Source organism: Candidatus Electronema sp. TJ, assembly GCF_048287355.1.
Lineage (GTDB): Bacteria > Desulfobacterota > Desulfobulbia > Desulfobulbales > Desulfobulbaceae > Electronema.
Genome location: NZ_JBLWEP010000018.1, coordinates 1 through 24,173, shown reverse-complemented (window position 1 = coordinate 24,173; position 24,173 = coordinate 1). Strand labels below are relative to the sequence as shown.

Sequence of the window (24,173 nt, the reverse complement as noted above, 5' to 3'; positions counted from 1 at the left end):
TTCCAGCTCTGCTGCTGAAGAGACGATCACCTGTTTGTCTTTTTCCGTGTAAACAGAAAGCTGCTTGCCGTCGTTGAGAATGATCTGCTTGTCCGGCGCAGTGTAGTTCCAGCGCATGATGCCCGCTTTGCCGCTGCCGGGACGGTAAAAAACGCTGCTGCCTGCGCCGTGCCGGTCGCGCCTGCCGCTGCGGGTGATCTGCTGGAAATCAAAGCTGAAGCTGGTCAGGCTGCGGTAGAGCTGCTGGATTTTTTCAACCTGCGGCAGCAGCTCGGCTTCAGAGGCGGCGCGGGTTTCGCGCAGCCCGGCGGCGAGCAGGACAAGAAGCAGGAGGGGAAGGAGGAACGATGTGCGGAATGCCGGATTAGACATCTGCTTTTTCCAAATAAATAGGTCGGCCAAAGATGCGGTCAGCGAGCTGCTGCACCGGGCCGGTGGAGTCAGAAACAAAAAAGCGGCTTGGCCGCCCGCGCTCCGCCCTATTTAAAGCGATATCGGGATGCTTATCAAGAAATTCTTTCAGGTGCCGGGCCGCTTCCGCCGAAGAGTCAATCAGCCGCACCCGCCTGCCGATCCGGGCCTGAATCAGTTTGCCGAGCAGAGGATAGTGCGTACAGCCAAGAATCAACGTATCAACTTGCTGCTGGCGCAGCGGCTGCAAATACCGGCGCAGAATCATTTTGGTCTCACGCGCATCAAGCCAGTCTTCCTCGACAAGAGGAACCAGCAGCGGGCAGGCTTGGCTGAAAATTTTGCAGCCGGGCCGCATCGCTTCCAGCCGACGCTCATACACCTGCGAACGCACGGTGGCTCTGGTGCCGATGATGCCGATTCTGCCGCTGACCGTCACTGCCGCCGCTTTTTCCACGGTGGCAGCGACCACGTCAATGATTGGCACCGCATACTCACGCCGCAGGGCTTCGGCAGCGGTGGCCGCCGCTGAATTGCAGGCGATCACCACCGCCGCCGCTCCCTGACTGAGCAGGAAGTCGGTGTTGCGGCGGCAGCATTCGGTGATGACTTCGGGGCTTTTGGAGCCGTAAGGACTGCGGGCGATGTCGCCGAAATACAGCAGCGGCAGTTCAGGACAAAGATCCTCAATTGCCTTGGCGACAGTCATCCCGCCGACCCCGGAGTCAAAAACGCCGATCATGCGGATTTTTTCTTTTTGCCCGCCCGCTCGGCAATGGACTTGCGCAGGTTCGGATGAATGCCGCGCTCCTTGCTGGCTGCCGAACGCTCATCGGACAGAGCCTTGGCGCAGAGGGACTGACGGCTGGTGAAGCCGTATTTCTTGCGGTAGTCGCGGGCAGTCATGTTGTGCGACTTCAGATGCTTGGTCAGCATTTTGAAGGCTTGGCCGCACTCAAGGCAGACGATGTCGTTCTTGCGGATCGAACGTTTTGGATCCATGACCGGAGCGGCCTCTTTCTCCTCTGCGCCGCCGCAGCAGCTTTCAGCATCCTGCAAAGCTTTCAGCGTCTGATAGGTGTTCTGCAAAGCGGTTTTGATTTCGTCGCCGCTCATCTTGGAGCCGCTGGCCTGTGACTGGACAATCTCAGCAGCAAGTTCAACTAATGTTTTGCTCATGTTGCACTCCATGTAATGGAAAGAGTTGTGGTGTGTGGCGGCAGTTGCAGCAGTGCTGGCTCAGCGGCCACCATCTTGGCGGAATATGAGAAAATTCATCTTTCCGCAGAATCCAGCCGCGTTCCGCATGACGCGAGACCGATGAGGTATCCGGTGATGCATTTTTTTTGCTGTCAGCAAAATGGAAAACGCGGTCTCGCTGAACATTCGCCTGCCTTCCGCTTGTCAAGCACCGATGATACGATGCCATTAAATTGGCATCAATTTATCTTATTTAATCCTGCAATGCAATAATATTAAGCAAGAGGAAAAGAATTATTTTTTTCCAGAGGCTCTTCCTGAAGAAAAAACGATGATGCTCGTTTCTTGGAATATATAAATAATCAGGCAGTTAAAGGTGCTTTTCCGCTTCTGCTCCAAATCGGCGCACAGGAGGCGGAGCAGTTTTTTGCCGCAGGATTGGCTTCACACGCCGGAAGGCCGCAATGATCTTTCGCAGTTGACAGGGAGCCTGCGCAGGATTATTGTGTGCCTGTCTTGGCCAATGAGCCGCATTCAACGCATTCAAATCAGAATATCAAATAATTGCATATTGGGTGAGGTGAAGAAATGCCTGTCTACGAGTACAAATGCTCCTCTTGCGAGAAGGTGTTTGAAGTGCAGCAGAAAATTAGCGATCCGCCGTTGAGAAACTGTTCGGAATGCGGTGGCGAGATGAAAAAGCTGGTTTCCGCCAGCGCGTTTCATCTGAAGGGCGGCGGTTGGTATGCGGACGGCTACAGTGCCGACAGCGGCAAGAAGGACAAAAGCGGCGAGAGCAAGCCTGCTCCGTCCTGCGGCGGCGGGTGCTCAGGCTGCCCAGCCGCCTCTTGACCGACAGCGGGTTGCGCCGCCCCTCGGTGCGGGGGCGGCCTGCCGCGCGAAAATAAGCCTGCTGGCGGCAAGGTTTTTAATTGACAGGTTTTTGCGTCCGCTGGTACTCTGAAAATAGAAAAATTGCATTCAGGCGGCAAAGGTCGGCTGTTCCGCCGCCGGGTCTGAAAGACAAAAGAGAGAAAGGGTGTGGAGAAATGGCAAACGCAGCAGCAGCGGATGGTGTTTTCAGCAAAATCGGCGCATGGGTGCTGAGCACCGGCGTGCCGGATCAGGTGCGGCAGGTTGATATCGCAGGCCTGTTCAGCAATCCCTATTTTCTAATCCCCTTCATCGGCCTGGTCGGCTACCTGCTCTGGAAGCAGGCGTTCAACGAGCTGATCATCGTCATGATCTTCATCTGTCTCTGGTGGCTTTCGGGCACCGAGTACATGCAGACTTTGGTCGTGGACGGCGTGCTGCAGATCAAAAAGGTGCTGCCGGTGCTGGCCGGGGCCGCAGCTGTTCTGGGCTTCATCATCTATCTGTATTTCGGACGATCCTAAGCCACCCCTGCCCCCTCATTATAGAACCAGGTTGTGACCAAGCATGGATTACCGTAACGCTGTTTTTGTAGTCACCTCGGAGGACTCCTGCCCCATCTACAATGTCGGCGAGGAGCTGCAGGTGCAGGACGGAGCGGTCAGCGTCGATTTTGAAAAACCGGTCTGCATGCTGCTTGTGCAGGAGCTGCACAAAGCCTTGGCCAAAAAGCCGGGCGAGCAGCGCTTCACCCAGATGGCCATGCAGCGGGCCTCCTTCAAATGCCCTGGCTGCACTGGTTCAATGCGCTTCGAGTACAAGAAGGAAAAGGGCTTCTCCACCCTGCAGATGAACCTGCTGCGGATCGCCGACAAGAAGGCGCGCAAGCGGCATGTCGAGGCTCTGTTCAAGCATCTGCGGACGATGGAAGTTTTCGAGCTGCTGGAGGATCACGACCTGCTCGATCTCATATCCATGCTCAAGCTCAAGCAGTTTGATCCCAACAAGGTGATCATCGCCGAAGGTACCCGAGGCACACACCTCTACATCATCCTCTCCGGCAAAGTGGCCATCGTCAAGGGTGAGAAGGAGGTGATCGCCGAGATTGGGCGGGGTGAAATATTCGGCGAGATGAGCCTGCTCTCCGGCGAGCCGGCCAGCAGCTCAGTCTATTCGCGCACTGTGGTCAAGTTCGGCACTATCAACGGCAAGGATTTGAAATTCATCCTCAACCGCTATCCAGTGCTGCAAATCTTCTTCTACCGTCTCTTGGTCAACCGGGCGCAGATGAACATGGCCCGCTCCGGCAAGATCAGCTCTGGCATGAGCGGCGAGCTGATCTACATCAGCCCGGTCGAGCTGTTCCAGCTGATCAACTCCGGCGGCAAGTCGGGCAAGGTGGATTTGATCTTCCCGGACGGCCACGCTGTCATTCTTTTCAATGAAGGTGAGATTGTCTATGCCTCCTTCGGCGACTTGGACGGCAAGACCGCGCTTTTCTCCGTGATGGGCAAGAAGAAAGGCTCCTTCAGCTACAACACCCACTTGGCGGCCAAATATCACAAACTCCAGCCGTTGGGCGGCTTCATGGGTCTGCTGATGGAGGGACTCCAGCAGCTTGACGAGCAGCAGGCCGGAGAGGCGGCTCCTGCGGCGGCGGAACAGGATTTTGATATGGATGAAGACGAATGAGCCTTCCCTGATCCCTCCGCCAGCCTCAGCGCATGGAATTTCGCAACATAGTCTTTGTGGTGACTGAAGAGTGCTCCTGCCCTCTGTACAATGTGGGCGAGGAATTCAGTGTGCAGAATTCCGCCCTGAGCGTGGAGCGGGACAAGCCGGTCTGTCTGCTGATGGTGCGGGAGCTGCTCAAGGCCTTGAGCAGCACGAAGCCGATGGAGCAGCGGATCAGCCTCCAGCCGCAGTCCAAGGCCAAGTTTGAATGCGGCGGCTGCACCGGTCTCATCCGCTTTGAGCACAAAAAAGACCGGCCCTACTCCACCTTGCAGATGAATTTGCTCAAGGCGGCGGAGCAGCGGGCCAAGCAGCAGATCATTGCCCAATTTTTCGGCATTCTGCGCGACATGGAGCTGTTTGAGCCGCTGAGCGACTTTGATTTGCAGGACTTGGCCATGATGATGAAAATGAAGGGCTATCCGCCCAACAAGATCATCATTGAGGAGGGCGAGCGGGGCACAAATTTCTACGTCGTTCTCTCCGGCAAGGTGGCGGTGGTGCGCAAGGACAGCGAGATCATCGCCGAGATCGAGCCGGGCGGCATCTTCGGCGAGATGAGCCTGCTTTCCGGCGAGCTGACTTATCCTTCAGTCTATTCGCGCACCGCCTGCCAGTTGGCCACGCTCAATTCCAAAGATTTCAAGCACGTTCTCTCCAAGTATCCTATTCTCCAGATATTCTTCTACCGTGTCTTAGTGAACCGCGCTCAGGAGAACACCCTGCGGCAGGGCAAAATCAGCTCTGGCATGAGCGGAGATCTCACAGAGATCAATCCAGTGGATTTGTTCCAGATGATCAACTCTGGCGGCAAGACGGGCAGGGTTTCCTTTGAGTTGGAAGGCGGCGAAGTTGGTGAGGCCCTGTTCAACGAGGGCGAAGTGGTGAGCTGCGCTTTCGGCGTATTGACGGACAAGGATGCCTTCTTCGCCATTCTGGTGCAGCAGAAGGGTCGTTTCACTTACACCAAGGGTTTGACGGCGGAAGAAAAACGGCTGCCAGTGCTGGGCGGCTTCATGGGCTTGGTCATGGAGGGCCTCCAGCGCATCGACGAGCAGCAAGAGATCGGCGACGAGTGACAAATCACAGAGCTTGCGGAAGAGCAGGCAGACGTTGATCCCGCCGAAGCCGCAGCTGCTGGACATCACCGTGTCCAGTGCTGTCTGCCGGATTTTCCACGCTTCATCTGCCTCAACTTCATGCTTCATTCGTCTCGTATCACGCTTCATATGCCCTGTCTCACGCTTCATATGTCTCAACTCACGCTTCATTTGCCTCATATGAAGCTTCATCCGCCTCAACTCACGCGTCGGATGCCTCAACTTCATGCTTCATTCGCCTCATGTCACGCTTCATATGCCCTGTCTCACGCTTCATATCTCTCAACTCACGCTTCATTTGCCTCATATGAAGCTTCATCCGCCTCATATGAAGCTTCATCCGCCTTGTTCCAAGCGTGAAACGGCGCGTCTCCAACGTGCTAGGCGGCGGAATCATGCTCTTCTGCTCCAGCTTTCACCCCTGAGCTTGCACAGCAGTTTGGCTTGGCAGAAAAGGAACTTGGCCGACTAAAAAAAGAGCTGGAGTCGACCTAACTCCTTTCCAGCCGAGCAGGGCTTAGTTAAACTTCGTTGCTGCCTGATTGTTCCTTGCCGCACATCTTGTTGTTGACTTATGCAGGACATCTTTTGTATGAATGGAGTGCGCGGAAGCTGATCCCGCCTTTGGAAACAAAACATATTTTCCTGAAAAGGATGGAGCTTGTCGGCATGACTGCCGCAATTTTCCCTCCTCAAACGCGACGCAGTGGAGCTGCCATGCTGAAAAAGAAAGTGCTGAAGGCCTTCAACAGCCAGATCAACGCGGAGCTGCACTCCAGCAGCCTGTATCTCTCCATGTCCTCGTATTTCCATTCTCTCAGTCTTTCCGGCTTTGCCTCGTGGATGCGGGTGCAGGCGCAGGAGGAACTGCTGCACGGGATGAAATTCTACGATTTTATCACGAGCTGCGGCGGGCGGCCAATGATGGAGGCGGTTGCCAAGCCGGAAGCGGACTGGGAAAGCCCGCTCGCCGCCTTTGAGCAGGTGCTGCGGCATGAGGAGGGCATCACCGCCAAGATCAACGCCCTGATGGATTTGGCCATTGCCGAGCAGGATCATGCGGCCAAGATTTTCCTGCAATGGTTTGTCTCCGAACAGGTTGAGGAGGAGGCTGCCGTCGGCGGCATCGCCAGCAGGCTGCGGCTGATCGGCAAGGACAGCTCCGGCCTTTTCCTGCTTGATGCCGAGCTGGGCAAGCGAGTCTTCACACCTCCTGCGGGACAGGCGGCATGAGCACGAGAAAAATCAAGCAGCAGGTGCTTGACGTGCTCGATCAGGAGAACTTGGCGCAGATTCAGCGTGATTTATCTGTCTTGGATGCGAAAGAATTGATCAATGCCCTCATCGCCGCCATCTGCCGGAGCGAGGAGCGGCTGCGCTGGCACGCTGTCACTGCGATGGGCTGGACGGTCGCCCGCTTGGCGGACGAGGAGATGGAGGAGGCGCGGATCATCATGCGCCGTCTGCTCTGGAGCTTGAATGAAGAGTCCGGCGGCATAGGCTGGGGCGCGCCGGAGGCGATGGCCGAGATTTTCTGCCGCCATGATGGCCTGGCTGAGGAGTATGTCCACATGCTCTTGTCCTACATGCGGCCCGACGGCGATTTGCCGCATCAGGACGGCAATTTTTTGGAGCATGAAACTTTGCAGCGTGGCCTGCTCTGGGCTGCCGGACGGCTGGCGCAATGCCGCCGCAGCTTGGCCTTGTCCAAAGGCATGGCCGATGATCTGCCGCAGTATTTGGCTTCGCCGGATGCGGCGGTGCGAGGGCTGGCAGCGCGGGCGACAGGTTTGCTCGGCTGCTGCGCTGATCTTGCCCGGCTGCGTGACTTGACAACGGACAACGCGACGCTGCGGCTCTATGAAGACGGCCAGCTCAGCACAGCGACTGTGGCGGAACTGGCGGCGCAGGCTGTGGAGCGGCTGGACGCAAGCAGGGCAGGGCGGTGAAGAAAGGGGCGATTCGCGAATCGCCCCTGCATAAATTGCGGCTCAGAAGGATGCTCTGATGCCGCCGTAGACATTGTGGCTGGAATAATCAAACTCCACATCATCCAGCTTCAAATCAACGGCGGAAAAGTAGCGGTATTTGAGATCAAGAGCGAGGTTGTAATTCAGGGCGAGGCTGAGGCCGCCGCCGACCTGATAGGCCATCGCCGTCCCATCCGGCTCGTCCAGCAGATACAGATAGCGGTTGCCGACAACTGCGCCGAAATCTTTCAGTTCCGCTTTGGTCATGCCGATGCCTGCGCTGACAAAGGGGGTCACTGAGCTGATGTTGTTGAAGTCATAGTAGCCGTTCAGCAGGCCGGAAGTGCTGGCGATTTCGCCGGAAGCCTTCGTGCTCCTGCCGCTGCCCTTGACATTCAGCTTGTCAACATCGTTGCGCTGATAGGACAGCTCGGTCTCCATTCTGAAATTGGCCCCGAAATCATAGCCGAGGGCAGCGGCAAGGGCGATGTCAGACTCGGAGTCGAACTCCAAAACGCCGTCCGCGCTTTTGGCATCCGCATCGTTCAGGGTGCTGATGCCGCCGCTGACACTGGCGTATGGCCGTCCTTCAATGCCGCTTTGAGCGGCAGTGGCAAGGGGCAGCAGGGCGGCAAAAGCGATAAACAACATTTCTTGTTTCTTCATCTCGTTCCTCCTGTGAACAGGTCTGTCGTGCTGAGTTCTCAGCTGTTTCTGAGCGGCCCGGCCGCAGCCTGCCCGCTCATGCTCTCCTTATACTGCAATAAACTCCTCTTGCAACATCTTGTCAATGAAATCAAGCAGGAATTGCCGCTGCGCCGGACTGGCCCAAGCGATGCAGGAACAGTGCATGTTGTGCGAGCTGCGGACAAGAAATTCCGCCCGCAGCTCATTCTTCTCTAAAATCACGGCGAAATAAAATGGCCCGCAGGCCGGATGCGCCTGCTGGGGCGGGGCAAGCAGGCGCGGCGGCAGCTCAAGCCAGTAGGTTCCCACAATAGGGCCGGGCTTGAGATTTCGTTTGAGGAAGCTGTCCAAGTTGTCGCGCTCAAGACAAGAAAGCTCGTCGATCAGATACTGGCGCATGGCGGTAAAAAGGTTCAGATTGGCAGATGCCCCATCAGTAACACATGTCAGGCCGCGCTGTCAATGCGGCGGCGCGTTTTCCGCTTGGCATTCCGCGCTGATCAGTTTAGGATGCAGAGCATCTTTTTTTCCTCGATGCGAAGATGAAACATTCAGAGACAATTTTTGACCGGCAGGCCATCGCTGACCGGGTCGCGGCCCTTGGGCGGCAAATCAAGGCGGATTATCAAGGCAAACAGCTGGTGCTGATCGGCGTGCTGAACGGCGCGTTCATCTTTCTCGCCGATCTGGCGCGGGCGATTGACATGGAGCTGGAAATCGACTTCATCCGGGTGGCGAGCTATGGCTGCGCAACGGCCAGCAGCGGCTCCGTCGTCTTGCGCAAAGAGCCTGAGCTTGATCTGGCGGGCAAGCATGTGCTCTTAGTGGAAGATATTGTGGACAGCGGTCTCACCGCCGCGTGGCTGCGGGACTATTTCGAAGCCCAGCATCAGGCAGCCTCAGTCAAAATCTGCGCCCTTATTGACAAACAGGAACGCCGGACCGTGCCGGTGCAGGCCGATTACGCCGGTTTTCAGGCCGCCAGTGGCTTCTTGGTCGGCTATGGGCTGGACTGCGCCCAGAAATACCGCAATTGGCCTGACATCCACGCCATCAAGGCATGATCCGCCGCATTGTTTTTTTTCGCCGTGGACGGTGTCGCCGAAGAGGGAATTGCCCGCCTGCATCGCCTTGATGTATCTTTACAATGAGGCGTTGCAACCTTTTTTCGAGTGAGGTTTTGATGCAACGGCTCAATGCAGCAATGCAGCGACCCAATGCATTCTTACAACAGGCCGTTGTAAACTCGCATTGAGCCGTTGCATTGGTGCAGCGAGTCGTTGCAAACATACTTTGAGGCATTGAGCGACGCATCAGGTTGATGCGCACATGCAACGGCCCGTTGCAACCGTGCATTGATCCGCCGCATTGTTGCAGCGAGGCATTGCAAACATGCAACGGCTGTTTGCTGGCGCACATCGCGGCAGGACGTGCTTGCTTTAGCCTGAACAAAGAGGTATTCTGGAAAAATATTCTCGCCATGCGTCATATTCTCAAAACAACAGCACAACGACCTGAAAAGGAGATGCGTCATGCCAAAGTTTCCACGAACCGAAGCAGAAGTTCTGGCCTTGATTGAGCAGATGATCGTCGGTCTGAGTGAAAATCCTGACTTTCCCTCGCCGCCGGTTTCATCCGCTGAGCTGCGCAGTCTCCGTGATGCCTTTGTCAGTTCGAGCGCGGCGCAGGTTGCAGCCCAATCGGCGGAAGAAGAGGCTACGGACATCAAGCAGGCTGACTACAAAGCGATGACTGCGGGCATGAAGGCGGATCTCAAGTACTCCGAATATGCGGCTGCGGGCAATGATGCGAAGCTGAAGATAATAGGCTGGGCGGCAAGATCGCCCAACACGCCGATGAGCGAGCCTGGCCAGCCGCTGATGCTGCAAATCACGCAGCATGGGCCTGGCGAGGTGAGCCTGCAATGGAAACGGCCAGATGAGGGCGGCATGGTGGCGTATTATGTGGTCAAACGGCTGTATCAGGCGGAAGGCGAGATATGGACTCCTGTTCACACCGGGATTGAGCGGAATGCCGCGCTGACCAATCAGGAACGCGGCAAAAGGGTGGAATACTGCATTGTCGCTGTCAATAAAGCAGGCGAAAGCACCCCAAGCAACAGCGTGATTGTGACGGTGTGAGCGTCGCCCGTGTGCGTTGCCACGCACTTGAAGGGTGCTACAGTTGCATTCTCTCTAATCTTTTATAAGAAGCGAATGAGCATGCATCATCGTAAAAGATTCTAATATTATTGAGGTGAGCAATGGCGCAAAAGGAAATAGTTTGGCATATCTCTGATGCCATGTATAATGAAATGACGCAAGCCCAGCGCGAGCTGTCCTTTCCAAGCCTGATGGATTTGCTCACGCTGGCTGTGCAGCGGTATTTAGCCGAAGTCCAGCATGAAAAATGGCAGCAGCAATTCAGGCAGTTGCAGCAGGATGTCCGAGCTTCCGGCGGTTTCCACTTAGGCCTGACCAAAGAGGAGGTTATTAAAAAATTGCGGGAGCAGCGCCGTCAACTGTTTGAATCTGATTATGCGGATATGTATTGACAGCAACCAGTTCATTTTTGGCATCAGCGGGATTGACCCAGCCTCAGAGATGATCATGTCGTTGCTGCCGAGTCTGGATGTTGTGCTGCCAGGTCTTGTGATCAAAGAAGTGTCGAGAAATTTGTCTGAAAGACAAATAAAAGTGCTTTTTTCTTTGCTTGAGAAGGTTCCTCAAATGAGGATAATCTACGAGCCGGTTCCTGCCTCATTAGTGCGGAAGTATGTCAGTTTAGGATTGCCAGAAAAAGCTGATGCCTTTATTGGCGCGTTTGCAGAATGGCAGGGAGCGCGGTATCTCATTTCTGAAAACCGGCATTTTTTGTCTGAATTATCTGGCGCAGCCTTTGAGGTGATCAAACCTGAAGTGTTTCTTGCCCGTCATTATCAGCCAATGCTTTAATCAATGACCTTGCTTTTCTTGGCTGACCGTTTGAATTCTCTCTAATCTTTCATAACTATGTTCAGCAGCATCACCGCCTTTGCCGAACGCTGGCTTGGCACCGCCCTGCCGCAGCTTTTCCTGCTCTTTCTCGGCGTGCTGCTGGTGATTCTCGTCGTCACCGCGCTCTGGGACCGGCGGATCAACCGGCTTGGCGGCGTGTTTGGTTTGCTGACCGGCCTGCTGATGGCCGCGCTCGCTGTGGAGGAAAGCTTGTCCCGCTTCATCGGCGGGCTTGAACCGGCCTTCCGCATCCGCCTGACTGCCGCCCTCTTCAGCCTGTCTCTGCTTTTCCTCACCGGCTCAGCTTGGGCGAAAACCGGCCTGCAACGCCGCTATGGTCTGACGTGGACAGCGGTCAGCCTGATTGTCCTGCTTACCGCGCTTTTTCCCAGCCTGCTGCACACCTTCCCCAGCCTGCTCGGCGTGCAGTACGGACTGGCAGTGGCTGCGCTGTTTATAGCCTTCCTCCTCCTTCTCGTTTTCCATTTTTCCATCACCATTTCTGAACTGGAAAAACAGCAGCGGGCACTGCTGCTGCGGCTCAACAGGCTGGAAGGGCTTCCTGCCGAGCCGGAAGAGGACGAACCGGCCAAGCTCTTGGCCATTTTCTGGCAAAAATGGAGAAGCATCTGCCGCCGTCCGGCCAGAGGCACCACGCTGGGAGCGCCGCTGATCATCCTTGCGGCGACGGTCAGCGTGTTTTTGGTGGGCATGTCCGCGCCGCAGGTGATGGTCGGCGACGAGGTGACGCATTACTACATGCTGGAAACGCAGGCCAAAGTGCTGCCGCTGCCCAACTTCAAGGTGGAAATTCCCACCGGCTGGGGCGAGAACGAACTGCGCGCCTATCCGCACTCCTTTCTCTGGCATTATCTCGGCGCAATCCTGTTCCGCCTGACCGGCGGTTCCTTCGCGGCGGTGCAGCTCTATCAGGCCCTGTATCTGATGCAGTTCCTCGGCATCGCCTATCTGCTTGCCCGGAGCCGGGGCGGGGTGCAGACGCGGGCGGCCATGCCCTATCTGCTGATTCTTGCCAGCCTGCCGATGACCCTGATTTTCACAGTCACCTTCTATCAGGACGTGCCGATGGCCGCGCAGGTGCTGACCGCCTTTTATTTGCTGCGACAAAAGCGCTGGCTGCTGGCCACATGCTTCATGGCCTTCGCCTTAAGCATCAAAGTCACGGCCATGCTCTTTTTTCCAGCCTTCTTCTTCTGTCTGCTGGTCTGGACGGCCCAGCGTTGCAGCCTCAAAAAAACAGCGGTCATAATGTCCGGCTCCGTTCTGCTGATCGTCCTCTGCACGTTGGGTCTGGGCGAGGCAATCAGCAGCTATACCAGCTCAAAGTTTTATCCGGCAGAAAGATTTCAGCAGCTTGTTCGGATGGTTGAGCGAAGCATTTGGCCGGAACAAGAGAAGCCGAAAAGGCCTACGCTGCCTGCCGTGCAGGCAGCTGCGCCGCAGGTTGAGAAAACTGTTCCTCCAGCTGGTGCTCCAAAAAATAAAGCTGAAGTGATCACTGAGCAGAAGGCCTCAATCATCGCCAATCATCCAGGCGACTTGCGCATAACGGCCAATTATTTCGTCTACGGCGGCCTGCTGCTCTGGCTGCTTCTGCTGACCGGCATCGCAGCGGCAGGAATGCGCCTGCTGCGGCATCAGCCGCTTGCGCAGGAAGAATCAAGCTGCTGGCTCTGGGGCACAGGTTTATCCTACACCCTGATCGCCGCCGCTTTTCTCGCCACATCGCCGGATGCCCGCTTTTTCCTGCCCGGCCTGCCGTTTCTCCTTTTGCCTCTTGCCGAGCAGACGGTGCGGCTGCCCCGGCCTAAATGGCTGATCTCGCTCTTGGCCAGCCTCGCCTTTCTGCAAGGCGGCTATGTGCTGGCCAAGACATACAATCTGCGGCAGGTCAGCACCGATCTCCAAGAGGCGATTACTTGGCTGCGGGAGAATCCGCCCCAGCCGCGCCGAGTCTTCATGTATCCAGAGGGCAACTACCGCCTTTTTCCTGTGCCGCACGAGTGGTATCTGAAGTATCACCTGCGCGATTTCTGGCGGGCGGACAACGAGCTGCGGGCCGAAGTGCTGCGCAAATTCCGCATCGGCGCGGTGGTGATTAAAAAGCACCTTGTCGCGCCGGTGGATGAGCACATCACCGATCTGGGTGTGTATCCTGATTATTTCGTCAAAGAGCTGCGGCAGGACAGTCGGTTCCGCAAGCTGTTTGAGAACAATGCGATTGTAATTTTTCAAACACCGCTGGAGGTTGATGCAAAATCAAAATGAACCTGTCTGAAAAAATAAAATCGGCAAATCCTGTTTATCTGTTTGTTTCATTATTTTTCCTGTTCAAGTTACATCACATTCATCATCCATACTTCTGGGATGAGCTGGGCGTGTATTCACGTGCCGCCTTATACATGTTTGATCACCAGCTCAGCATGATGCCGAATGCCATTCCACCTGAATTATCCAGAGGCCATCCGCTGCTCTGCTCCGTCATTTTCGCTGTCGGATACAAAATATTCGGGCCGCATGTCTGGGCTGGTCATTTAGTGGCTCTGCTGTTCAGCTGCGGCCTGCTGCTTGCGCTCTACCGGCTTGGGCGAGATTTTTTCGGCCATACAGTTGGTCTGCTGGCCTGCGCCCTTCTGGCAGCGCAGCCGGTTTTTATTGCCCAATCCAGCATGGTGCTGCCGGAAATAATGCTCGCTTTTTTCTGCACCGCTTCAATCCATGCGTATTTGAAAGAACGTCTCCTTCAAACCGCCATTTTTTCAACATTAGCCATCATGACCAAAGAAACAGCCGTCGCGCTGCCTGCCAGCTTTGGACTGCATATTCTTTTAGTGCTCATGATTCGACAGCGAAAAATTGACAGGGGCATTCTGTACAAAATCGGCCTGATTTCTGCGCCTCTGCTTGCTTGGGGGATTTTTCTTGCTGTCCAGAAGCTGCAAAATGGCTGGTTTTTCTTTCCGCTGCATTCAGATTACGTTTCTTTCTCGATCGCTGATATTTATCCGCGTCTTTTCTATTACTTGAGTTTCCTTTTCAAAGGGCAGGGCCGTTATCTCTGGAGCGCGGTCATTATTTTTTCTGCCGCCATTTTCATTATAAGAAATGCAGGAAAAATGAAAAAATATTCTGTTTCGCAGATGACGGAGCAGCAGAGCAATATTCTTCTCTTAGTTATATATATAACTGTTTCATTGGCGGTCTCCTCGCTCAACTTTCACTTGGCAAGATATGTACTTATTATTATGCCAGTGATCGCCTGCTTGGTTGCCGCGCAGTTTTTTTACTTCGTTCAGCAAACAAAACGGAGTGCGCAGTGGATCATGATGCCGTTGCTCATTATTCCTTTTTTGTATTACAAGTCAAAGGTGTTTAATATTGATGCGGACATGAGCTATGCCGATATTGCCGCCGCGCAGCAGGAAATTATCGCTGCGCTGAATGAACATGCTGCCCCTGACACAGCCGTTGGCGCAGCATTCCCGGTATATCATGGTTTGCTGGACAAACGGGCAGGCTACTCTACTTTTGCTTACAAAAAAGTTGTCGGCTGCGGCGACAAAGAAGCGCGTTACGTTATTTTTTCATCTTTAGATGATTGCAGAAAAGACAGCAGAGGAATGACACTCCTGCAAGAAAGAAAAAATGCTGTTTCTATGACACAGCTTTACAAAAGGAACAATTGAGAGGAGAACGGAGTGTACAAAGGGCTTCGCGTTGTCGTTGTCATGCCAGCATACAACGCTGAAAAAACATTAGTGCGAACGTATCAGGAAATAATGGCGCAGGAAATCGTTGACACCATTATTTTGGTTGACGATGCGAGTTCAGACCAAACAGTCGCGGTCGCAGAAAAGCTGAAGAGTGTGAAGGTGATCATCCACCCGCAGAACATGGGCTATGGAGCAAACCAGAAAACGTGCTACAAAGCAGCTCTTGATGCAGGCGGAGATATAATTATTATGGTTCATCCAGATTACCAATACACTCCGAAACTCATTCCTGCCATGGCTTCGCTGATTGGCAATGGTTTATATGCCTGCGTGCTTGGCTCAAGGATTCTTGGCGGCTACGCTCTGCGTGACGGAATGCCGCTCTGGAAATACATAGCTAACCGCTTTCTCACTTTGTTTGAGAATATTGTCATGCAGGCGAAGCTGTCGGAATATCATACCGGATACCGGGCGTTCTCCAGACAGCTTCTTCAATCCATCAACCTGTCAGAGAATTCTGACGATTTTGTTTTTGACAATCAAATGCTGGCGCAAATTCTCTGGAAGGGTTTCACAGTGGCTGAAATCACCTGCCCGACAAAGTATTTCTCGGAAGCATCCTCAATTAATTTTGCCAGATCTGTCCGCTATGGATTTGGCTGCATACGCACTGCGATCCAATTCAGATTGGCCAAGATGGGAATAATACGATCGCCGCTCTTCAACTGACTACAGCCCCGTATGCCCGAAACCGCCGCTGCCGCGCTCGGTTTGATCAAGACTGTCAACGAGATGCAGGCAGGCCCGGCAGACCGGTGCCAGCACAAGCTGGGCAATGCGGTCGCCTCGGCGGAGAGTGAACGGCTTTTGTCCCAAATTTATCAGACCGATCTTAATTTCTCCCCGGTAGTCGGCATCAATAGTGCCGGGGGCGTTGATCACGGTGATGCCGTGCTTAACCGCCAAGCCTGAACGAGGCCGCACCTGCAGCTCAAAGCCCTCTGGGACAGCCGCCGCAAATCCGGTGGGAATCAAATGGATTTCACCGGGCTGCAGCACAACAGCCTCCCCGCTCGTCGCGGCGGCCACATCCATGCCTGATGCCAGCGCAGAGGCATATGCGGGCAGAGGCAGGTTCCGCTGCTCCGGCGAGAGGAGCCAGCGGAACTGCACCGGAACATCGGGCATCACATGCCGCGTCCCAATTTTTTAACCATAGCCGCGTAGTCATCCTCATAATAGGGCTGACCGTTGCACTCCCGATCGAACTTGTCACTCTTCTCCTGATAGCTCTTCACCAACTGCTTGTAGCGGTTGAGCTGCTGGTCCAGCTGCGGCAGCCTCCGGTTGTATTCCATAACTTTGGCATCATACTGGGTGCGGGCCTCGCTGCTGTTCACAGTGTCTTTAGCCGCCTTCAGATTCTCGCCCTCTTGGGTCAGCTCGCGGTTGAGCGCGTCAAACTGCTCCTTGGCCTTGCCGATGGCGGCGTAGCTGGAGTCAACATCCATGTTCAGGCGGATGCACTGCTCAATCATCTCCGGGGTGAGCGCCCCATCGCCGGTCGGGGTGGTCCGGTATGCCCGCTTCGACTTCTGCTCGGCCTTTGCCGCCGCAGCCACATCAGCTTTCTGGACTTGGCTGGAAGCCTGAACGGCCAAGAAATTAACAAGTGCGGCAGCGGTCAGCAAGGTCAGCCCTACAGTTCGTTTCTGCATTTCATTCCTTTCATGCGTGGGGTTCATCTGATCAGACGGAGCGACATGGCTGCAACGCTCCTCCGTCCGAGATTCGATGTGGAGTTCTTTAATCTACCACAGTTCCGCAGCAAATCCAACTTTGTTCGTCATGACACGTCCGAGGCGAGGTTGCTGCCCCGGTCAATATCCAGCACGCAATACGCCGGCACGGCGTGGTGCACACCCTTGAGGGTCATCGTGCCCAGTTCCTCCAACAGGATTTTCCGCTCTCCGCCTGGCTGCCGATGCAAATCTTTGCGCACCGCATCGGTGATATAGATGCGGAAGGAGGTGGCGGAGGAGGCCAGCCGCTGGGCGATGTTCACCTCAGTGCCGATCACTGTGTAATCCAGCCGCCGGGCTGAGCCGACATTGCCCATAAACATCTCGCCGCGAGTGATGCCGAAACCGAGATCGATGCTGTCAAAGAAGCTGTCCCGTTTCTGCCAGTTTTTCTTTAAGGCCGTGAAACGCTCGCGGATGGCCAAGGCGGTCTCCACCGCTGTCCATGAGGCGTTGTCCAGCTCGATCAGCGCACCGAACACTGCCAAGACCGCGTCGCCCATGAATTTGTCCACCGTGCCCCGGTACTCAAAAATGGTCTCGGTGAAGACTTGGAAAAACTCGTTGAGAAAATCGCGCAGCACAGGCAGCGGCAGCTGCTGCACCATGCCGGTGAAATTGCGGATGTCAGCGAAAAGCACGGTCGCCTCTTTGACCGCGCCCAAACCCCGGATCAGGTTGGCATCACTTTCCAGCAAGACCTTGGCCACTTCAGGGGCCACATACTGCTCCAGCAGGGCCTGAAGACGGGCTTCCTGCGCCATTGCCTCCCTTGTGCGGATATTTTCCAAGGCTAAGGCCGCCTGTGTGCCGAGAATACCAAGAATTTCGATGTCCGAATCAGCGAAGCGGATGTCGCCATCCGTGTAGCTGACGTTGAGAACGCCGAGTATGCGGTCGCGGACTATCATCGGAAAGGAGACCGCCGAGGTGATTTCCGGTCGCTTGAGCAGCTCGGCGAAGCGGGAGTCGTTCTGAGTCTCTTGGTTGAGGATGATCGCCCGGCGTTCCTCAAAAACCCGTCCGGCGATTTTGTCACCGGGCTTGATTTTGATTTTGGACACCATCTCCTCAGGGATGCCTCGTGAGGCGGCGATCCGCAGCACGCCTTCTTCCTCGTCGTAGAGCATCACCGAGAGGCTGTCCGCCGCTGTCTGGTCGGCTATGACATCGAGCAGGCTTTCCAGCACGTCATGCTGGTTGGTGGAGGAAAGGAAATTTTCGCCCAAGCCGTAGAGCGGCAGCAGGGCGCGAAGGCGGGAGTTCTCCTCACGCAGGGCGGCCGCCTCCATTGCCCGGCTGACTTTGTCCCGTACTAAACTGGGGTTCAGCGGGCAGGTGAGCAGGCCGGAAAAGCCGCTTTCCATCGCCGCCGGACAGAGCCGGGTCGCGTCCTCGTCCCGGTCAACAATCAGAAAGCCGACCACGCCGGGGCGGGTGTCGCGCAGCGTGTCGAAAAGCTGAATGCCGCTGATGTCATTCAGCTTTTCTGAAACTAAAATAACCCGCACCGGCTGATGCACACAGACCCTGCCCGCCTCTTCAGACATGCAGCAGTCAACATCGTAATCACTCAGTATCGCGCTGACCTGCTGACACAGTTCGCGCTTATCTGAAATCAGCAGGATATCTGCCAGCATCACTTGTCTGCTCTTGGCACGGGATGTTTTTCGAAAGAAGGCAAGGCTGCTGTCGCGGCGGCTCAGACAGACCTGTGGAACGAAAATGACATGTCATTCTACCATTCGTCGGCCTGCAAGGCAACAAGAGAGCGTGTTTTCAGATTACCGCCGCCTCCGTCTTCGCGTCCAAGAGGGCTTGGCCGACCACATGCCCCAGCTCGACGCACTCTTGGAGCTGACCATGCTCCGGCACATACTGCACCCGCAAGCCTGGATGGACAAGGCGGAAATTCATCTCGCTCATGGCCGTGTTCATCAGCTTGACCGCCTCGCCGGACCAGCCATAGGAACCGAAAGCCGCGCCAATTTTGTTGGTGGGCCGCAGGCCGCGCATGTACATGAGGAAACCAGCCATTCTTGGCAAAAGACCGTTGTTGAGAGTCGGACAGCCGAGGATTACTGCGCCCGCCTCCAGCACGTCGCACATCACCTCGCTGTGGTGATTGACCTGCAAATTGAGCAGTTTGTAGCTGATGCCCTTGTCCTGCAAACCGGCGGCGATGGATTTGGCCATCATTTCCGTGGAATGCCACATGCTGTCATAAATGATCAAGGCTTTGCCGTTGCTCTCGTTGATGCACCAGCGCGAATAGGCATCAATGATTTTCTGCGGATTTTTCCGCCAGATGACTCCGTGATCCGGGGCGATCATCTTCACCGCCAAGTGCATGTCCGTGACTTGGGCGATGAGCTTTTTTACTATCGGCGAATAGAGGGTGAGAATATTGGCATAATACTTGGTCGCCTCGTGCATCAGCACGTCCTGATTCACCTCGTCATCAAATCGCTCGCTGGTGGCCAGATGCTCGCCGAACGCGTCGCTGGAAAAAAGAATCTGGTCTTCTTTCAGGTAGGTGAACATCGAATCCGGCCAGTGCAGCATCCGGGTTTCAAGAAAGCTCAAGGTCTTGTTTGGGCCGAGACGCAATTCCTCGCCGGGCGCGACCACATGATACGGCCAATCCGGCTGATGGAAATGCTGGAGCAGGGTTTTATGGCCCATTTTCGAGCAGATGATTTTCTCCGGCTGAATTTCCCGCACCACCTGCGGCAGTGCGCCGGAGTGGTCCATCTCCACATGATTGACAATCAAATAATCAATTTTTTTCGGATCAATCACATTGCGGATATGGTGCATCAGCTCATGACAATAACCGTTTTTGACAGTGTCAATCAGGGCGACCTTTTCATCAATGATCAGATACGCATTATAGCTTGTTCCACGTTCAGTGGAGTAACCGTGAAAATCTCTGGTCAGCCAATCAATAGCTCCGACCCAATAAACATTTTTACTCAGTTCGACAGGTCTCATTAATCATTCTCCTGCTAACATTGTTGTGTCGATTGACAGATATTTTTACTTTTTCCAGTCAACTTCTTCGATATACTTAAAAATTCCATAAACCACTTTGGCCATTTTCTCGTAATTCAGCTTGTCGAAGGTGTCGGTTTTACTGTGATAGGCAAGATTGCGGTAAAATGCGGTGTCTGTAACCATCACTGCTGGAAATCCCTCAGCCCAGTAATTGCGGTGATCGGAAAAATCTATGCCCGGCACAAAGGACGGCGCATTGATCGAATACGCAGGCAAGTCAGTGAAACGGTTGAGGGCGGACTTCACTTTCTGCGCTTGATTGGAAACAACCTGATCAACAACTGCGATAAAATTGCCTCGGTTTGGATAAAACAATTTCAGGAGCGTGGCCGGATAGTGCTGCGATCCTTTCTCGTCGCTGAAATAGCCGATCATTTCCAGGGCGATCATCAGTTTAACGTGCTTGCCCTTTTCTTTCAAGCTGCGGGCATGAACCGCGCTGCCCATGTCTGAGCCGGCAAAATAAGGCGGTTCTTCAAGCGGCCAAGCAGCCAGTTCAACACGAGTGCGCAACGGAATTTTTTTGAGCAGCTTGCCCAGCTCAATCAGGCCCGCAACACCGCTGGCATTGTCATCCGCACCTGGAAGATTGGAAAATGCGTCGTAATGGGCACCGACAACCAGCATTTCCTCCGTCTCCGGGCCATATTTAGCAAGCACATTGACGAACTGCTGCTTCTGCACGTTAAAAGCTTGCAAAGCAACATCGGCCGCAGAGGAACGCAGCGCATTTTTAATATATTCAGCAGTGCGCAGCAGATTCTCCGGGTGATTGCTGTTACGGGGAACAAATTCTTCGCTCAGCTTCCGCACATGCTCTTGCAGCAGGAGCGGATCAACGCGGTGTTCCGGCGCATAATGGCCAGAGGCAAAATTTGCCGGTCTGGCGATGAACATCCAGAGCAGACCAAGTGCTGCCGCAAGCCCGGCGATTCCTTTGCCGATCAGCGGCAGCTGAAATTTTCCAGAAATCACGCCCGAATCAATAACAGGAGTTATGCCGTTGAAAGAGTGCGCTCAATTGGTGCAGCAGGTCGTCATCCCCAAAAATACAAATCGCCAGTTGAACAAAATCAATACATTGAGCATCGAACTGCGCAGCTCCTGTTTAAAATCAAGGTCACGATTCTTTAACTCAAGAACTCGATGCTAAGAATCAGCTGGCCGATTTTCAGCATCCGAAGCTCGATTTTTTAACGCAGCAAGCTGATGCTTAAAAGTAAGGCTCCGTGTTTAAAAATCAAGAGATGGATTCAAGAAATCAGCAGCCCGATTTTTAATCGCCATGACGCGCTGCTCAACAGCGAGAGCCTGATTTTCAGAAAAAAGCAGGCCCATTCATCAAAATGGGCCGTGCCTTTCTTCACAGCCTTGTTCGTTTCCGAAAACGAACGGAACTGTCCTACAGTTCCTCAAAGGCATCTTTGCCTGCGCCGCAGATCGGGCAAGCCCAATCATCAGGCACATCTTCCCAAGCGGTGCCCGCCGCAACGCCGTTGTCGGGATCGCCTGCTTCTGGGTCGTAATCGTAACCGCAAATTTGGCATCTATGCTTGCTCATCGTCGTATCTCTCTTGCTGAAATGATGTAGGGGCGAAAAATTTTTCGCCCCTACGGTGCATAATTTTGGCTGAAAATCAGCCCGCGTTTTTGGCCAGATAGTCAGCCACGCCTGCTGCTGTCGGCTTCATGGCCTCCTTGCCTTTGTTCCAGTCCGCCGGGCAGACATCGCCATGCGTCTCGTGGAAAATCAGCGCGTCAACCATGCGCAGTGCCTCGTCGGTGGAGCGGCCTAACGGCAGGTCGTTGACCACGGCATGACGGACAACGCCTTCCTTATCAATCAGGAAAGTGCCGCGCAGGGCCACGCCCATGTCAATCAGCACCCCGTACTGACGGGAGATTTTCTTGTCCAAATCGGCAACCAGCGGATACTGGACGCAGCCGATGCCGCCCTGATTGACCGGAGTGTTCTTCCACGCGAAATGACTGAACTGCGAATCAATGGACACGCCGATCACCTCGCAGTTGCGCTCCTTGAACTTCGGCAGGGCGCGGTCAAAGGCGATGATCTCAGACGGGCAGACAAAAGTGAAATCGAGCGGATAAAAGAAGAGAACAACGTACTTGCCGCGATAGTCGGACAGCTTGAAATCCCCTTTGAAGGAATTGTCCGGCATGACGGCGGTGGCAGTGAAATCCGGGGCCTGCTTGGTGACTAATGCGCTCATAGGAATGCTCCTTTATAGCTGAAAAGATCAGGACTTCCAGCAGCCGTGCAGATTGCAGTAGGCTCTGGCCGAAACCTCAACCTGCTTGCAGCTGCATCCGCAGCCGGTGCTGCTGCACGGGAAAACAGCTTCGGGCTGCTCGCCGGGCTTGAGATCTTTCCGGCAGATCACACCGCCGACCGTCAGCTCAATCCACTCAATCCAGTGCTTCTCATCCATCGGATGGGCCACAGAGCCGACCGTCACTTTATAGCCGCTGGCGGTCTTCTCAATCACCGGCACATGTTTTTCTTTCGATGCGTCAACGCTGTTCTCGCTCAGCAGCTCCATCGGCTGGCCGCAGCAGACCAGCGCACCGGCACCGGCATGCAGGACAGAGATAATGTTGCCGCACATCGGACACTTGTAGATTTCGTTCTTCTTGGTCATGGGAATCATCCTCCTTGTGATTCAATTGCGCAAAATGCGCTGGTTCAAGACAACAGCTTCCTCCCATTATACAGCCAAAATTCGTTTTTCCGCACTGGCTTCACCAGTTTTCCGCCAGCAGCTCAAAATAATTCTGCGGATGGGCGCAGGCGGGGCATTTCTGCGGAGCCTCTGTTCCTTCATGCACATAACCGCATTTGGTGCAGTGCCAGGTCACGCCGCTGTCCTTGCGGAACACCTTGCTTTCCTTCAGATTGCGGATGAGGTCGCGGTACTGTTTGGCGTGCTGCTTCTCCGCCTTGGCGATGGCGCGAAAGGCAGCAGCGATGAGCGGAAATCCTTCCTCTTCGGCGGTTTTGGCGAAGGACGGATACATGTCCATATACTCATGCTCCTCGCCTCCGGCTGCGGCCTCAAGATTCGCCAGCGTGTTGCCGAGCGTTCCAGCAGGAAATGCGGCGGTGATCTCCACCTCGCCGCCTTCCAGCAGCTTGAACAGGGTTTTGGCATGAACGCGCTCCTGCTCGGCGGTGCGGATGAAGAGATGGGCCATCTGCACATAGCCTTCCTTCTCCGCGATTTTGGCTGCGTAGGTGTAGCGGTTGCGGGCCTGCGACTCCCCGGCAAAGGCGGTGAGGATGTTTTTTTCCGTCTGCGTTCCTTTCAATGAGGCCATTCCTTGTTTCTCCTTATATCTTACGTGTTAAAGAAGGTCTTTGCCTGCGGCGGTCAGTTCGTAGTGACAGCGGGCAGGACTGGCCACCAGCCCCTTTTTTTTCAGCGCGGTGAGCTGGCAGCTCACTTGGGCGGGCTCCAGCGCGACCGCAGCAGCAATATCTCTGGCGCAGGCGCAGCTTCCACTGTCCAGCGCCTGTAAAACTTTGCGCTGCCGCGCATTGATGCTGTAACCATTGTGCCCGTTGATCTTGCAAGCCGTGCCGCCGCCCATATCGCCTTGCTGCTGTTTCCTTTCGTTTTTTTTCTGACAATCAGGACAGATGCCAAAAAATTCTATCCGGCAGCCAGAAATGCGGTAGCCGATTTCAGCGGCGGCTTCCGGGGACACGGTCTCCACTTTGAGGTTGTCTATCCGATGGCACTGGACGCAGCAGATATGATGATGATGCTCCAGCTGCCGGTCAAAACGCTTTTGGCGACCACTGATCTCCAATTTCCTGATCATACCTGCTTCAGAAAGAATTTCAAGATTTCTGTAAACGGTCGCCAAACTTATGCGAGGCAGTTTTTTTTTAATCCGCTCGTAGAGCGCGTCAGCGGTGGGGTGTCCCTTATATTTGCCCATTTCATCGAGAATCACTTCACGTTGATGGGTCATTCGCAGCTGCGTCTCTTTCATGATCTCACCTTGCTGTTCTGTATTTTTTATATTCAAGAAATAGTTGAGAATTATTACTATGTCAAGCTGAAAAAGCCGTTTTGACAAGTAGATAGCTGGAAAATATTAAAAAAATATTTTTCCTGATCTGTATTTGACAAACGCGACCGCTTCTGCTATTCAAGCTCGCATGATTTTGTATGCGGCAAGACCGCCGACAACAGCAAAGGAGAAAAAATGGCCTCAGAACTTGATGAAATAACTGTAAATTACGAAGAAGATGGCCAGCTGCTGGTCAAAGAGCTGGATAAGGAGGTGCTGACCAAAGGCGCGTGGACAACGATTTTGTTTCGCTACCAAGACTACGACCGCAACACGGGGGAGTTCAGTCCGGAAAAATATACCATCCGCCGCTACCAAAAAAGGGAAGGGCAGTATCTCGCCAAATCAAAGTTCAATATTTCCAGCGCAGAGCAGGCACGGAAAATCATCGAAACCTTGAGCAGATGGCTGGAGCAGCCGCAAGCGTGAATCCAAGCCGCTCGAAAAAACATCAAAGGCTGGCAAAAAGTTCTTGACCGCTGGGGGGAGGATACTGTATATTCCTGCCTCG

General features: G+C 54.5%; 30 protein-coding genes. 14 read left to right on the top strand and 16 right to left on the bottom strand.

Features of this window, described 5'->3' with window-relative positions; genetic code table 11:
• The 3 genes from ACNKID_RS02675 to ACNKID_RS02665 form a co-directional block, all read right to left on the bottom strand.
• Positions 1-372, bottom strand: a 372-nt coding sequence (locus ACNKID_RS02675) for a LolA family protein (protein WP_417911888.1), incomplete at its 3' end; no start/stop codon positions are given.
• Complete coding sequence (gene murI / locus ACNKID_RS02670) at positions 365-1,153, bottom strand: glutamate racemase (protein WP_417911887.1); 789 nt, start codon at positions 1,151-1,153, stop codon at positions 365-367. The genes ACNKID_RS02675 and murI, both read right to left, overlap by 8 nt.
• Complete coding sequence (locus ACNKID_RS02665; RefSeq protein WP_417911886.1) at positions 1,150-1,590, bottom strand: MucR family transcriptional regulator; 441 nt, start codon at positions 1,588-1,590, stop codon at positions 1,150-1,152. Before ACNKID_RS02665 ends, murI begins: the two co-directional genes overlap by 4 nt.
• Before the next feature lie 609 nt (positions 1,591-2,199).
• On the opposite strand from ACNKID_RS02665, the gene ACNKID_RS02660 reads away from it, so the two are divergent.
• The 6 genes from ACNKID_RS02660 (at position 2,200) to ACNKID_RS02635 (ending at position 7,267) form a co-directional block, all read left to right on the top strand.
• The gene (locus tag ACNKID_RS02660; RefSeq protein WP_417911885.1) at positions 2,200-2,463 is read left to right on the top strand and encodes an FmdB family zinc ribbon protein; all 264 of its coding nucleotides are present in this window, start codon (positions 2,200-2,202) and stop codon (positions 2,461-2,463) included.
• A gap of 197 nt (positions 2,464-2,660) precedes the next feature.
• Positions 2,661-3,008, top strand: coding sequence for a hypothetical protein (locus ACNKID_RS02655; RefSeq protein ID WP_417911884.1), 348 nt, complete (start codon positions 2,661-2,663; stop codon positions 3,006-3,008).
• A 43-nt stretch (positions 3,009-3,051) separates the two neighbouring features.
• A complete protein-coding gene (locus tag ACNKID_RS02650; RefSeq protein WP_417911883.1) occupies positions 3,052-4,176 on the top strand; it encodes a cyclic nucleotide-binding domain-containing protein in 1,125 nt (374 codons plus the stop codon).
• Positions 4,177-4,208: 32 nt separating this feature from the next.
• Complete coding sequence (locus ACNKID_RS02645) at positions 4,209-5,297, top strand: cyclic nucleotide-binding domain-containing protein (RefSeq protein WP_417911882.1); 1,089 nt, start codon at positions 4,209-4,211, stop codon at positions 5,295-5,297.
• Between the two features lie 738 nt (positions 5,298-6,035).
• A complete protein-coding gene (locus tag ACNKID_RS02640) occupies positions 6,036-6,551 on the top strand; it encodes a ferritin (protein WP_417911881.1) in 516 nt (171 codons plus the stop codon).
• Positions 6,548-7,267: a DVU0298 family protein gene (locus tag ACNKID_RS02635; protein ID WP_417911880.1), complete on the top strand. Its 720-nt coding sequence runs from the start codon at positions 6,548-6,550 to the stop codon at positions 7,265-7,267. Before ACNKID_RS02640 ends, ACNKID_RS02635 begins: the two co-directional genes overlap by 4 nt.
• A gap of 42 nt (positions 7,268-7,309) precedes the next feature.
• Here the strand turns inward: ACNKID_RS02635 and ACNKID_RS02630 are convergent, their stop codons facing one another.
• Positions 7,310-7,954 carry an outer membrane protein gene (locus ACNKID_RS02630; protein WP_417911879.1) on the bottom strand — a complete coding sequence of 215 codons (645 nt, stop codon included), beginning with the start codon at positions 7,952-7,954 and terminating at the stop codon, positions 7,310-7,312.
• An 87-nt stretch (positions 7,955-8,041) separates the two neighbouring features.
• A complete protein-coding gene (locus ACNKID_RS02625) occupies positions 8,042-8,374 on the bottom strand; it encodes a hypothetical protein (RefSeq protein ID WP_417911878.1) in 333 nt (110 codons plus the stop codon).
• A gap of 143 nt (positions 8,375-8,517) precedes the next feature.
• On the opposite strand from ACNKID_RS02625, the gene hpt reads away from it, so the two are divergent.
• Positions 8,518-9,039 (top strand): hypoxanthine phosphoribosyltransferase, encoded by a 522-nt coding sequence (gene hpt / locus ACNKID_RS02620; protein WP_417911877.1) that lies wholly within the window; start codon positions 8,518-8,520, stop codon positions 9,037-9,039.
• A gap of 161 nt (positions 9,040-9,200) precedes the next feature.
• Here hpt and ACNKID_RS02615 read toward each other — a convergent pair whose 3' ends face one another.
• Complete coding sequence (locus ACNKID_RS02615) at positions 9,201-9,509, bottom strand: hypothetical protein (protein ID WP_417911876.1); 309 nt, start codon at positions 9,507-9,509, stop codon at positions 9,201-9,203.
• Between ACNKID_RS02615 and ACNKID_RS02610 the strand changes: the two genes are divergently transcribed.
• The 6 genes from ACNKID_RS02610 (at position 9,508) to ACNKID_RS02585 (ending at position 15,434) form a co-directional block, all read left to right on the top strand.
• Positions 9,508-10,116: a fibronectin type III domain-containing protein gene (locus ACNKID_RS02610; RefSeq protein ID WP_417911875.1), complete on the top strand. Its 609-nt coding sequence runs from the start codon at positions 9,508-9,510 to the stop codon at positions 10,114-10,116. The two genes, ACNKID_RS02615 and ACNKID_RS02610, sit on opposite strands and share 2 nt — an antisense overlap.
• Positions 10,117-10,238: 122 nt before the next feature.
• The gene (locus tag ACNKID_RS02605; protein WP_417911874.1) at positions 10,239-10,529 is read left to right on the top strand and encodes a hypothetical protein; all 291 of its coding nucleotides are present in this window, start codon (positions 10,239-10,241) and stop codon (positions 10,527-10,529) included.
• A 55-nt stretch (positions 10,530-10,584) separates the two neighbouring features.
• Complete coding sequence (locus ACNKID_RS02600) at positions 10,585-10,929, top strand: hypothetical protein (protein WP_417911873.1); 345 nt, start codon at positions 10,585-10,587, stop codon at positions 10,927-10,929.
• 57 nt (positions 10,930-10,986) lie between these two features.
• Positions 10,987-13,260: an ArnT family glycosyltransferase gene (locus ACNKID_RS02595; protein WP_417911872.1), complete on the top strand. Its 2,274-nt coding sequence runs from the start codon at positions 10,987-10,989 to the stop codon at positions 13,258-13,260.
• On the top strand, positions 13,257-14,678 hold the full coding sequence (locus ACNKID_RS02590) for an ArnT family glycosyltransferase (RefSeq protein WP_417911871.1): 1,422 nt from the start codon (positions 13,257-13,259) through the stop codon (positions 14,676-14,678). The genes ACNKID_RS02595 and ACNKID_RS02590 overlap by 4 nt, the downstream gene beginning before the upstream one ends.
• 12 nt (positions 14,679-14,690) lie before the next feature.
• Positions 14,691-15,434, top strand: coding sequence for a glycosyltransferase family 2 protein (locus tag ACNKID_RS02585; protein ID WP_417911870.1), 744 nt, complete (start codon positions 14,691-14,693; stop codon positions 15,432-15,434).
• Here the strand turns inward: ACNKID_RS02585 and dut are convergent, their stop codons facing one another.
• From dut to ACNKID_RS02535, 10 genes are all read right to left on the bottom strand, one after another.
• Positions 15,435-15,893 (bottom strand): dUTP diphosphatase, encoded by a 459-nt coding sequence (dut, locus tag ACNKID_RS02580; RefSeq protein ID WP_417911869.1) that lies wholly within the window; start codon positions 15,891-15,893, stop codon positions 15,435-15,437.
• Positions 15,893-16,423, bottom strand: a complete 531-nt coding sequence (locus ACNKID_RS02575; protein ID WP_417911868.1) for a hypothetical protein — start codon at positions 16,421-16,423, stop codon at positions 15,893-15,895. Before ACNKID_RS02575 ends, dut begins: the two co-directional genes overlap by 1 nt.
• A gap of 128 nt (positions 16,424-16,551) precedes the next feature.
• Positions 16,552-18,147, bottom strand: a complete 1,596-nt coding sequence (locus ACNKID_RS02570; RefSeq protein ID WP_417911867.1) for a GAF domain-containing protein — start codon at positions 18,145-18,147, stop codon at positions 16,552-16,554.
• A 139-nt stretch (positions 18,148-18,286) separates the two neighbouring features.
• Positions 18,287-19,501: an FprA family A-type flavoprotein gene (locus tag ACNKID_RS02565; RefSeq protein ID WP_417911866.1), complete on the bottom strand. Its 1,215-nt coding sequence runs from the start codon at positions 19,499-19,501 to the stop codon at positions 18,287-18,289.
• Between the two features lie 45 nt (positions 19,502-19,546).
• Positions 19,547-20,539, bottom strand: a complete 993-nt coding sequence (locus tag ACNKID_RS02560; RefSeq protein WP_417911865.1) for a M28 family peptidase — start codon at positions 20,537-20,539, stop codon at positions 19,547-19,549.
• Positions 20,540-20,966: 427 nt separating this feature from the next.
• Entirely contained in the window at positions 20,967-21,125 is a 159-nt protein-coding gene (gene rd, locus ACNKID_RS02555) for a rubredoxin (RefSeq protein ID WP_417911864.1), read from the bottom strand.
• A 76-nt stretch (positions 21,126-21,201) separates the two neighbouring features.
• On the bottom strand, positions 21,202-21,795 hold the full coding sequence (locus ACNKID_RS02550; RefSeq protein WP_417911863.1) for a peroxiredoxin: 594 nt from the start codon (positions 21,793-21,795) through the stop codon (positions 21,202-21,204).
• 27 nt (positions 21,796-21,822) lie between these two features.
• Positions 21,823-22,224, bottom strand: a complete 402-nt coding sequence (locus ACNKID_RS02545; protein WP_417911862.1) for a desulfoferrodoxin — start codon at positions 22,222-22,224, stop codon at positions 21,823-21,825.
• A 100-nt stretch (positions 22,225-22,324) separates the two neighbouring features.
• Positions 22,325-22,900: a rubrerythrin gene (rbr, locus tag ACNKID_RS02540; RefSeq protein ID WP_417911861.1), complete on the bottom strand. Its 576-nt coding sequence runs from the start codon at positions 22,898-22,900 to the stop codon at positions 22,325-22,327.
• Positions 22,901-22,927: 27 nt separating this feature from the next.
• The gene (locus ACNKID_RS02535; protein ID WP_417911860.1) at positions 22,928-23,560 is read right to left on the bottom strand and encodes a transcriptional repressor; all 633 of its coding nucleotides are present in this window, start codon (positions 23,558-23,560) and stop codon (positions 22,928-22,930) included.
• 237 nt (positions 23,561-23,797) lie between these two features.
• Here ACNKID_RS02535 and ACNKID_RS02530 point away from each other — a divergent pair, with 237 nt between their 5' ends.
• Positions 23,798-24,091: a hypothetical protein gene (locus tag ACNKID_RS02530; RefSeq protein WP_417911859.1), complete on the top strand. Its 294-nt coding sequence runs from the start codon at positions 23,798-23,800 to the stop codon at positions 24,089-24,091.
• Positions 24,092-24,173: the final 82 nt, after the last annotated feature.

Bases quoted from the DNA above. Each gene is read 5' to 3' on its own strand.
- murI (WP_417911887.1), bottom strand. From the start codon at position 1,153: ATGATCGGCGTTTTTGACTCCGGGGTCGGCGGGATGACTGTCGCCAAG.
- ACNKID_RS02665 (WP_417911886.1), bottom strand. From the start codon at position 1,590: ATGAGCAAAACATTAGTTGAACTTGCTGCTGAGATTGTCCAGTCACAG.
- ACNKID_RS02660 (WP_417911885.1), top strand. From the start codon at position 2,200: ATGCCTGTCTACGAGTACAAATGCTCCTCTTGCGAGAAGGTGTTTGAA.
- ACNKID_RS02655 (WP_417911884.1), top strand. From the start codon at position 2,661: ATGGCAAACGCAGCAGCAGCGGATGGTGTTTTCAGCAAAATCGGCGCA.
- ACNKID_RS02650 (WP_417911883.1), top strand. From the start codon at position 3,052: ATGGATTACCGTAACGCTGTTTTTGTAGTCACCTCGGAGGACTCCTGC.
- ACNKID_RS02645 (WP_417911882.1), top strand. From the start codon at position 4,209: ATGGAATTTCGCAACATAGTCTTTGTGGTGACTGAAGAGTGCTCCTGC.
- ACNKID_RS02640 (WP_417911881.1), top strand. From the start codon at position 6,036: ATGCTGAAAAAGAAAGTGCTGAAGGCCTTCAACAGCCAGATCAACGCG.
- ACNKID_RS02635 (WP_417911880.1), top strand. From the start codon at position 6,548: ATGAGCACGAGAAAAATCAAGCAGCAGGTGCTTGACGTGCTCGATCAG.
- ACNKID_RS02630 (WP_417911879.1), bottom strand. From the start codon at position 7,954: ATGAAGAAACAAGAAATGTTGTTTATCGCTTTTGCCGCCCTGCTGCCC.
- ACNKID_RS02625 (WP_417911878.1), bottom strand. From the start codon at position 8,374: ATGCGCCAGTATCTGATCGACGAGCTTTCTTGTCTTGAGCGCGACAAC.
- hpt (WP_417911877.1), top strand. From the start codon at position 8,518: ATGAAACATTCAGAGACAATTTTTGACCGGCAGGCCATCGCTGACCGG.
- ACNKID_RS02610 (WP_417911875.1), top strand. From the start codon at position 9,508: ATGCCAAAGTTTCCACGAACCGAAGCAGAAGTTCTGGCCTTGATTGAG.
- ACNKID_RS02615 (WP_417911876.1), bottom strand. From the start codon at position 9,509: ATGACGCATCTCCTTTTCAGGTCGTTGTGCTGTTGTTTTGAGAATATG.
- ACNKID_RS02605 (WP_417911874.1), top strand. From the start codon at position 10,239: ATGGCGCAAAAGGAAATAGTTTGGCATATCTCTGATGCCATGTATAAT.
- ACNKID_RS02600 (WP_417911873.1), top strand. From the start codon at position 10,585: ATGTCGTTGCTGCCGAGTCTGGATGTTGTGCTGCCAGGTCTTGTGATC.
- ACNKID_RS02595 (WP_417911872.1), top strand. From the start codon at position 10,987: ATGTTCAGCAGCATCACCGCCTTTGCCGAACGCTGGCTTGGCACCGCC.
- ACNKID_RS02590 (WP_417911871.1), top strand. From the start codon at position 13,257: ATGAACCTGTCTGAAAAAATAAAATCGGCAAATCCTGTTTATCTGTTT.
- dut (WP_417911869.1), bottom strand. From the start codon at position 15,893: ATGCCCGATGTTCCGGTGCAGTTCCGCTGGCTCCTCTCGCCGGAGCAG.
- ACNKID_RS02575 (WP_417911868.1), bottom strand. From the start codon at position 16,423: ATGCAGAAACGAACTGTAGGGCTGACCTTGCTGACCGCTGCCGCACTT.
- ACNKID_RS02570 (WP_417911867.1), bottom strand. From the start codon at position 18,147: ATGCTGGCAGATATCCTGCTGATTTCAGATAAGCGCGAACTGTGTCAG.
- ACNKID_RS02565 (WP_417911866.1), bottom strand. From the start codon at position 19,501: ATGAGACCTGTCGAACTGAGTAAAAATGTTTATTGGGTCGGAGCTATT.
- rd (WP_417911864.1), bottom strand. From the start codon at position 21,125: ATGAGCAAGCATAGATGCCAAATTTGCGGTTACGATTACGACCCAGAA.
- ACNKID_RS02550 (WP_417911863.1), bottom strand. From the start codon at position 21,795: ATGAGCGCATTAGTCACCAAGCAGGCCCCGGATTTCACTGCCACCGCC.
- ACNKID_RS02545 (WP_417911862.1), bottom strand. From the start codon at position 22,224: ATGACCAAGAAGAACGAAATCTACAAGTGTCCGATGTGCGGCAACATT.
- rbr (WP_417911861.1), bottom strand. From the start codon at position 22,900: ATGGCCTCATTGAAAGGAACGCAGACGGAAAAAAACATCCTCACCGCC.
- ACNKID_RS02535 (WP_417911860.1), bottom strand. From the start codon at position 23,560: ATGACCCATCAACGTGAAGTGATTCTCGATGAAATGGGCAAATATAAG.
- ACNKID_RS02530 (WP_417911859.1), top strand. From the start codon at position 23,798: ATGGCCTCAGAACTTGATGAAATAACTGTAAATTACGAAGAAGATGGC.